Raw genomic sequence first — 665 nt, forward strand, 5'->3', positions numbered from 1 at the left:
CCCTTCGCGATCGAGAAGAAACTGGCGGCGGCGTAGCGCCGCTGCGGGGCTTGCTGGAAGCTTGGGGACTGGCGCCGTGCCACGGCGCGGGCGGCTATCCCCGCGGCCGCGGCACGCTGGCGAGGATCGCTGCGCCCAGCGCCAGCATCACCAGCACCACCGTCATCCCCGCGCGCTGGCTGCCCGTCGCGCCCGTGACGAGCGCCAGCAGGGCCGGCCCCAGGAAACCCGTAGCCCGACCGGAGAAGGCGAAGAGGCCGAAATAGGCGGTCACCTCCGCCGGCGGCGCGAGATGCGCCATCAGGCTGCGGCTCGCCGCCTGGGACGGGCCGAAGAACAGGCCCAGCATCACGCCCAGCACCCAGAAGACCGTCTTGCTCTCCACCAGCAGCATGCCGCCGCCCAGGGCCATGAGCGCGAGGATCGCGATGAGGACGGTGCGCTTCGCGCCCAGCCGTTCCTCGACCCAGCCGCCACCGAAGGCGCCGATGCCGCCGCTCACGTTCAGCGCGATGCCGAAGAGCAGGATCTCCTCGAAGCCCATGTGGTAGACGCCCGCAGCGAAGACCGCGCCGAAGGCGAAGAGCACGTTCAGCCCGTCCGTGTAGAAGAGCCGCGCGAGCATGAAGCGCAGGATCGCGGGATGGCGCGGCAGGCCCCGCAGC

Annotated in this window: 1 protein-coding gene; it reads right to left on the reverse strand. The window is 71.6% G+C overall.

The window, feature by feature from the left end; all coding sequences use genetic code 11:
• Positions 1–94: 94 nt before the first annotated feature.
• On the reverse strand, positions 95–665 hold a 571-nt coding region (locus AC1DWF_RS35200; RefSeq protein WP_476843101.1), incomplete at its 5' end, for an MFS transporter.

This window comes from Aminobacter sp. P4_D5 (assembly GCF_056401815.1).